We start from the raw sequence: 7,877 nt of genomic DNA, 5'->3' as shown, positions 1-7,877 counted from the left end.
GTGTTGGATACAGGACAGGTTGGAAAGAGAAGAAAAAAAGACAAATATCGCAAAAGCCAAAAGCGAAATTTTCCGCAACTACACTTTAGGCTTTGCAACACTTGCCACAATAATAAAAATATTTTTCTAGAGGGGGGATATCCCCTCCCTCATATTATATTACGAGGTGATGAAAATGACAAACTTAACTAAAGCTAGAATAAAAATCTTTATTAATTATCTAATCGGAATTTTAGCTTTAATATTTGCCTTTTATATAATCTTAAAATAAAACTATAGCCTGTCCATGAAAATTATGTTAATAGAAACAGTGAAAAAATTAATAAACTCAAATTTATCAGCGTATGAAATTGGTAAAAAAACGGGTGTAGACCCAGCAAGTATAAGAAGAATCAGAAGAGGCGAAAGAACTGTTGGAAAATTAGGTTTTGATACTGTGGAAAAACTCTATAATTATCAAAAACAATCAACAATATCCTCATCTAAACCTATTGATTTCCTAAGCTCAATTTTAAACACAAAGTTTATTTGTAAAGATGCACACCTATAAAAATCTTAATCATCGAAAAGTCACAAACATCTCCATATTAAAAACTTAAATAGTGCATTTCATTTAAACTAAACATCGATATTCCTACCAAAATAGACTTAGTAATTCAATTGATATTACATCACTTTCATAAAATAACTACAACCACTATAATACTTCTCAAATCTCGTCAAATTAAAGTAAATACAGTGCAAATTAACATTTTTAAATATATAAAATAAAACAAGATACTCAATAATCTGTAGTATCTTGTTTTGGAATAATGTAATTTTATATCATCAACGTCTTCAAATGAGCAGTTTCATATATAAATAAACACAACTACTCAACTGAACTTGCTTAATTAATAAATGATTTACCAGATGACATATAATAGCACTATTAGATTAATTCTAATAGTTTATTTAAATTTTCTTCGGTTGTCGCCCAGCTGGTTGCGAATCTAACAACACGATGTTGATCATCGTATTTTTCCCAAACAGCAAATTTAACTTTTTGTTCTAACTCTGCTATTTTCTCGTTACTCAAAATAAAAAATTGTTGATTGGTTGGAGAGTCAAAGTAAAGACGATAACCTTTATTTATAAAAGCTTGTTTCATCTTATTTGCCATTTCGATAGCATGCCTACTTATTTTAAAATATAAATCATCCGTAAATAATTCTAAAAATTGTATACCTGTTAACCGTCCTTTTGCTAAAAGCGCACCGTGATGTTTGATTCGAGTGGTAAATTGTTTTGGTTCATTATTTTTTGTGAAAACAATAGCTTCTCCGCAAAGTGCACCAATCTTCGTACCACCTATATAAAATACATCACAATATTTAGCGATGTCTTTAATAGTCATATCTGATTGATCACTCATTAATGCATATCCTAAACGTGCACCATCCATAAATAATGGAAGTTGATATTGCTTACATATTTTAGAAAGTGCTTCTAATTCTGACTTTGAGTAAAGTGTGCCATATTCAGTTGGATGTGAAATGTATACCATTCCTGGAAATACCATGTGGTCTTTTTTAAAGTCACATTTAAATGTTTCCATATAAGTCTCAACTTCTGAAGCGCTAATTTTTCCTTCGTTAGATGGTAACGTAATTACTTTATGACCACTAAATTCAATAGCACCACCTTCATGTACAGCAACATGTCCCGTATCCGCTGACAATACACCTTCGTAACTTTCTAACATTGAATTGATGACAACCTGATTGGTCTGAGTTCCACCAACTAAAAAATGAACTGTAGCTTTTGGACAATTAATCGTATCTTTAATCTTTTCAATTGCCTGAGCTGTGAATTGATCAAAGCCATATCCCGAAGCTTGTACAAGATTTGTATCTACTAATCGTTTTAAAACTTTTTCATGAGCGCCTTCTAAATAATCATTTTCAAATGAAATCACAACTTTTCCCCCTAAAACTAATATCAGCATTTTGATTAGATAATCCATATTGAAAACTAGTTCGATATTTAAAATATATTATGAATTGTTAAAATTTGTATCACATTATAGCAGAGTTGAATAAATATATTATACATTAAACAACCAAATATGAAAATTAATTAATTTTTAATCATAGAGAATCTTCGTGCCGCAACACCTATATTAATGATTGAATTTTACAGTTAAAAGTTCTATGATTTAGGAAATAGAGAAAAGAGGGGATTTAAATGGAACAAATTAAACTTAAAACTTTTACAGCTGAGACTTTAGAATTATTAGAATCAAATATCAACGAATTTTTAGGTTCTGAAGAAGCTTCAAATTTAAAATTAGTAAATATTACAATAAAAGAAATTGAAGAAAGAACATTTCCAAATAATGAAGAAGAGTTTAATGCAATTTTAACTTTATCTGTAAATAAATAATACGAAACGAAAGGTACAAAAGTTATTTTTTTGTGCCTTTCTTTATAGGAGAAACAAACTATGCAATTTTCATTTTCAAATGATTTAGGAACACTTTTTACTATTATTTTAGCCATTGGATTTATCATTAATTTGGTACTGGCATTTATTATTATTTTTCTAGAAAGAAATAGGCGTACAGCCAGTTCAGCATGGGCGTGGTTATTCGTTCTATTTGTATTACCCTTAATTGGTTTTATCCTTTACCTATTTTTTGGAAGAACTGTTTCTGCACGTAAACTAAACAAAAATAATGGAAACGTGTTAACAGATTTCGATGCGCTTTTAAATCAGCAAATTGAAAGCTTTGATAAAGGTAATTACGGTACAGATAATAAACAAGTTAAAAAGCACCATGATTTGGTACGTATGCTTTTAATGGATCAAGATGGCTTTTTAACTGAAAATAATAAAATTGATCATTTCATTGATGGCAATGATTTATACGATCAAGTTTTAGAAGATATTAAAAACGCAAAAGAATATATCCATTTAGAGTACTATACTTTCGCTTTAGATGGCTTAGGTAAAAGAATTTTACGCGCTTTAGAAGAAAAATTGAAGCAAGGTCTAGAAGTAAAAATATTATATGATGATGTTGGATCTAAAAATGTTAAAATGGCGAATTTTGATTACTTTAAATCAATAGGTGGCGAAGTTGAAGCATTTTTTGCATCTAAACTACCATTATTAAATTTCCGTATGAATAATAGAAATCATAGAAAAATCATTATTATTGATGGTCAATTAGGTTATGTCGGAGGATTTAACATTGGTGATGAATATCTAGGTTTAGGAAAATTAGGGTATTGGAGAGATACGCATTTACGTATTCAAGGTGATGCGGTTGATGCATTACAATTACGCTTTATTTTAGACTGGAATTCACAAGCGCACCGTCCACAATTTGAATATGATGTTAAGTATTTCCCTAAAAAGAACGGACCATTGGGCAATTCACCGATTCAAATAGCTGCAAGTGGTCCAGCTAGTGACTGGCATCAAATTGAATATGGCTATACAAAAATGATTATGAGTGCAAAGAAATCTGTATATTTACAATCTCCATATTTCATTCCAGATAATTCTTATATTAATGCCATAAAGATTGCAGCTAAATCAGGTGTAGATGTACATTTAATGATTCCATGTAAGCCAGATCATCCATTAGTATATTGGGCAACATATTCAAATGCATCAGATTTATTATCTAGTGGAGTAAAAATTTATACGTATGAAAATGGATTTATACATTCTAAAATGTGTTTGATAGATGATGAAATGGTTTCAGTCGGCACAGCTAATATGGACTTTAGAAGTTTTGAATTGAATTTCGAAGTCAATGCTTTTGTATATGATGAAAAGCTTGCTAGAGATTTAAGAGTGGCTTATGAACATGATATTACAAAATCAAAACAACTAACTAAAGAATCATATGCCAATAGACCACTATCTGTTAAATTCAAAGAATCGTTAGCAAAATTAGTTTCGCCGATTTTATAAAGAATAATTTCAAGTCTCATTTTAATGAGGCTTTTTTTATTTCTGTAATTAATAACTATAATTATGTTATGTAAACCTAAAGTGACAAATGTCATTTTGAACCAATGACAAAGTATCCTATTTTAAATCGAATAAATTTACTAATCTTAAATTAATAAAATATTAAGAGGTGATTCATTTGATTCAAATATCTAATATCAATAAATCATTTAAGAAAAAGCGTGTTCTAAAAAACATTTCATTTGATATTGAAAAAGGCTGGATCTAAATTTAAACAAAAAAGTATTGAGTGTTTTGATTTAAATGCTGTTGGCAATGAACCAGTATATAAATCTTACTCAATACTTTTATTTTGGTACTCGCAAGTTAGATTTGTAAATTAATTTTTCCGCTTATTATAAAATGAGACAATAAGGTAAACAATAAAACCTACAAAAATACCAAGTAAAATAGATAGTACTGCCGTCACTATTAATGGTAATTTAAAAAATATTTGTAGGAAAATACCAATGATAATTGCGATAATTACTGCAATTAATGTGACTGTATTTTCATTTGAAATGTTCATTCATTTTCACTCCTTAACAATAACATTATATCATGCTATAGCATTACAAAATATTGAAATATATAGATATGGCTATTGACGATATTTCTTAACTTTTATATGATTAATCGGAATGAAAAAAGAGAAGTAGGTGGCAATATGAAGTCAAATAAATCGCTTGCTATGATTGTGGTAGCCATCATTATTTTAGGTGTTTTGGCATTCCAATTTATGAATCATACAGGTCCTTTTAAAAAGGGGACTAATCAAGAAAGTACGCAAGATTTAAAAGGTAAGGACAAGGTACATGTTCAAAGAGTCGTTGATGGAGATACATTTATAGCGAATCAAAACGGTAAGGAAATCAAGGTTAGACTAATTGGAGTTGATACTCCCGAAACTGTAAAACCGAATACGCCTGTACAGCCATATGGTAAGGAAGCATCAAATTATAGTAAGAAGACATTAACGAATCAGGATGTTTATTTGGAATATGATAAAGAAAAGCAAGATCGTTATGGTAGAACATTGGCATATGTATGGCTTAGTAAAGATCGAATGTACAATAAAGAATTAGTGGAAAAGGGACTTGCTAGAGAGAAGTACTTTTCACCAAATGGTAAATATAGAAATGTATTTATAGAAGCACAAAACCAAGCTAAAAAACAGCAATTAAATATTTGGAGTAAGTAATTAAAGACGTATTGGTATAAATAATCGTCATTTCTAAAACGTGTCAGAAAGAAGAATTTTAACATATCATCCAATTTTTGATTTAATAATTTTGGTACTGAAAACAAACTATCATAGTTAAATGAACATAATAAAGGCATAATAACCATTTTTGCATTGAGCTGAATGGATTATTATGCCTTTGATTTTACTTGAATATACTTGTTATTTGATTTACTTGTTCTTTGTTTAGTGGATGCTTAGATAAATCGATTGCTTCACTGATAATACGTCTTAATGACGATTTAGTTGAAACTGTATCAACGTATTTATCGCGCTCTTCAGAACCTTGAATGATATTAACTGTACCATCACTAAAGTAAATCACACCGGTACTTTGGACTTTAAAGTTAAAGTTTTGTTCAATATGATCCTTCAATGCTTTTGCATTATTCGCTGCTAATTGATATGGATCATAATCATAAAAATCATAAACAACACGATTTGGTTGAACAGTTTCTGTAAATGTATATATCGCACTTCTTGATGAATTAAACTGATCGTGATATTGCTGGCTAATATAATGACCAACAACTTTTTCTATATTACTATTACTCATTTCTGTATCATGTTCATCTGGTACATCGAAGTGATAAAATGTTTTTTCGCCCCAACTTTTCACGTCAACATTTATTAAACCGATGTCTGAAACAATGATAAAATCAAATGAACGTGCAAACTCGAAAAATGGATGTTTTGTTGCTAAATTGCTAGTCACGATAATATCGTAATATTTTAATTTTCCTTCTTCAAGATAGCTATCTAAAATCTTACGTAATTCTCTTTTAGCATTTTTATAAGCGTGATGCCCAACATCATTATTAGAACTCAACATTTGACTTCTTAATTCAGCATTTTCAGCACTTAATGCTTTGTTCTTTTTAATGAGTTGCTTTCTAGCATAGACCTCGGTATCGATTTTACTGTTACTGTACCTTTGATTTAAAACTAAAATACCGGTCAATACTACTATGATAATGATAAGTACAAAATAAAAAGACATTTTTTCACCAATCCTTTTTGACTTCTTTAACTTTGTGTACAATAATAATTAATATAGATTAATTGTTATTCAATTTCCCACATTTTTATTAGTTGATTCTAATTCACCATTGTTATAATCAAATTATAAACTGACAGAAATTGATGTTCAATGAATATGACGTGAAAGATTCGTGAATTCAACTTTATGACGAATTTATGATATGTCTGGACTTTTATAAATGAATTGTATTAATTGATATGCTTTCGAGATTGAATTCGTTAATTTTAAAAGGTATAATTAAATTTGTGAAAGCGCTTGCTTAGGAGGTGTATTTGAGAGTGAATGAAATAAATGCCAAAGAACAATTAGTAGAAAATTTAATAAAAACATCATCGCAATTATTTAAATTTCACGGTGAAGTTGCTATGCAACTTTTCTTGAATGATGAATTAAAATTACCTTCTATTGTTGAAATATGCGTTGAACGTAAGCGTTTAAGTGATATTGTGAAAGTTATTCCGCAATCTTATGCGTTACTATACATAGATAAACAAGATCAGAATATAGCTAAAGATGATTTATCACTTTCAAAAATAGCACGAGTATATGTGCAATTTAACGATACGACAATTATGAGTATTTATGTTTATGATGTAGTGAATGATGATTGGATTTTTAGGTTAGATCCAAATGTACGCATTCCGAAGAGTAATATTTATTTTCACAGTTTGAATTGGGATGTTGATTACATTAAACCAGAAATCGTTCTAATGTATGATTTAATGCAACATCATCAGTATCAACAATATTCTAATTATAAACGTGTTATTGATGCGTTAAGCTACTATCAATTTTTTATTTTAAAATTTGTAGTAGGTGAGCAACGTATTAAAGATGCGATTCAGAGAACTATAAATAATTAAATAAAAAGCAATTCATAACGGATATGACTATTCGTGTTATGAATTGCTTTTTATCATTTTTTATCACATAGGTTTTTCAATTCAATGCCATGATAGCAAAACTCATAAGTAGATAGAACTGCTTTTTCAGCATCGTCTACATGAATACCAAACATCATCGAGATTTCAGAAGCACCTTGGTTAATCATTTTTAAATTGATTTTGGACTTAGCTAAGGCATGAGTGATTTTATTTGCTGTGCCGATAACTTTGTTCATACCTTCACCGACAATCATTAAAATAGCTAGATCATGCTCAATACTAAGTTCATCAACATCGCATTTTTTACGAATCTCATTTAAAACTTTTGTTTCTTTATTTTGAATTTGTTTTGAACGCATCACAATACTTATTGTATCAATACCAGAGGGCATATGATCAAATGAAATATTGTTATCTTCTAAGACACCGAGAATTTTTCTAGTGAATCCTACTTGTCTGTTCATTAAATATTTTTTGATATTAATAACAGTAAAATCTTTATCACAACTAATTCCACTGATTACATTTTTAGCGTTGATTTCACGGTCATGTAAAATATAAGTACCTTTATCTTGGGGGCGATTCGTATTTTTGATAACGACAGGGATACGATCCTTATACAGTGGTTGCAGTGCTTCATCATGAAAAACACTAAATCCTGCATAAGATAATTCACGCATTTCTCGATAAGTAATTTCTTCAA

General features: G+C 29.3%; 9 protein-coding genes and 1 pseudogene. 6 read left to right on the top strand and 4 right to left on the bottom strand.

Annotation, left to right across the window (positions count from 1 at the left end; translation table 11 throughout):
* The first annotated feature begins 295 nt into the window (after positions 1-295).
* Positions 296-550, top strand: coding sequence for an XRE family transcriptional regulator (locus CD116_RS13645; RefSeq protein WP_231560113.1), 255 nt, complete (start codon positions 296-298; stop codon positions 548-550).
* A 381-nt stretch (positions 551-931) separates the two neighbouring features.
* Here CD116_RS13645 and CD116_RS07375 read toward each other — a convergent pair whose 3' ends face one another.
* Complete coding sequence (locus tag CD116_RS07375) at positions 932-1,957, bottom strand: threonine aldolase family protein (RefSeq protein ID WP_047550585.1); 1,026 nt, start codon at positions 1,955-1,957, stop codon at positions 932-934.
* Positions 1,958-2,226: 269 nt separating this feature from the next.
* On the opposite strand from CD116_RS07375, the gene CD116_RS07370 reads away from it, so the two are divergent.
* The 3 genes and pseudogenes from CD116_RS07370 to CD116_RS07360 form a co-directional block, all read left to right on the top strand.
* Complete coding sequence (locus tag CD116_RS07370) at positions 2,227-2,424, top strand: hypothetical protein (RefSeq protein WP_047531147.1); 198 nt, start codon at positions 2,227-2,229, stop codon at positions 2,422-2,424.
* 60 nt (positions 2,425-2,484) lie between these two features.
* Positions 2,485-3,966 carry a cardiolipin synthase gene (gene cls, locus CD116_RS07365; protein ID WP_047550589.1) on the top strand — a complete coding sequence of 494 codons (1,482 nt, stop codon included), beginning with the start codon at positions 2,485-2,487 and terminating at the stop codon, positions 3,964-3,966.
* Positions 3,967-4,135: 169 nt separating this feature from the next.
* Positions 4,136-4,225: pseudogene (locus CD116_RS07360) on the top strand (ABC transporter ATP-binding protein); the annotation flags it as partial.
* A gap of 120 nt (positions 4,226-4,345) precedes the next feature.
* On the opposite strand, the gene CD116_RS07355 reads toward CD116_RS07360, so the two are convergent.
* On the bottom strand, positions 4,346-4,534 hold the full coding sequence (locus tag CD116_RS07355) for a hypothetical protein (protein ID WP_001027143.1): 189 nt from the start codon (positions 4,532-4,534) through the stop codon (positions 4,346-4,348).
* A 138-nt stretch (positions 4,535-4,672) separates the two neighbouring features.
* Between CD116_RS07355 and nucI the strand changes: the two genes are divergently transcribed.
* Positions 4,673-5,206, top strand: a complete 534-nt coding sequence (gene nucI, locus CD116_RS07350; RefSeq protein ID WP_047531141.1) for a thermonuclease NucI — start codon at positions 4,673-4,675, stop codon at positions 5,204-5,206.
* 187 nt (positions 5,207-5,393) lie between these two features.
* Here nucI and CD116_RS07345 read toward each other — a convergent pair whose 3' ends face one another.
* Positions 5,394-6,248, bottom strand: coding sequence for a hypothetical protein (locus CD116_RS07345; RefSeq protein WP_047531140.1), 855 nt, complete (start codon positions 6,246-6,248; stop codon positions 5,394-5,396).
* A gap of 329 nt (positions 6,249-6,577) precedes the next feature.
* On the opposite strand from CD116_RS07345, the gene CD116_RS07340 reads away from it, so the two are divergent.
* The gene (locus CD116_RS07340; RefSeq protein WP_078101766.1) at positions 6,578-7,153 is read left to right on the top strand and encodes a hypothetical protein; all 576 of its coding nucleotides are present in this window, start codon (positions 6,578-6,580) and stop codon (positions 7,151-7,153) included.
* Between the two features lie 53 nt (positions 7,154-7,206).
* Here CD116_RS07340 and CD116_RS13905 read toward each other — a convergent pair.
* A partial coding sequence (locus CD116_RS13905) for an ACT domain-containing protein (RefSeq protein ID WP_420877262.1) occupies positions 7,207-7,877 on the bottom strand: 671 nt, incomplete at its 5' end.

The sequence above is a fragment of the Staphylococcus schweitzeri genome (assembly GCF_002902405.1).
GTDB lineage: Bacteria > Bacillota > Bacilli > Staphylococcales > Staphylococcaceae > Staphylococcus > Staphylococcus schweitzeri.
The sequence above is the reverse complement of the archived record's forward strand: the minus strand, read 5'-3'. Positions and strand labels throughout refer to the sequence as shown.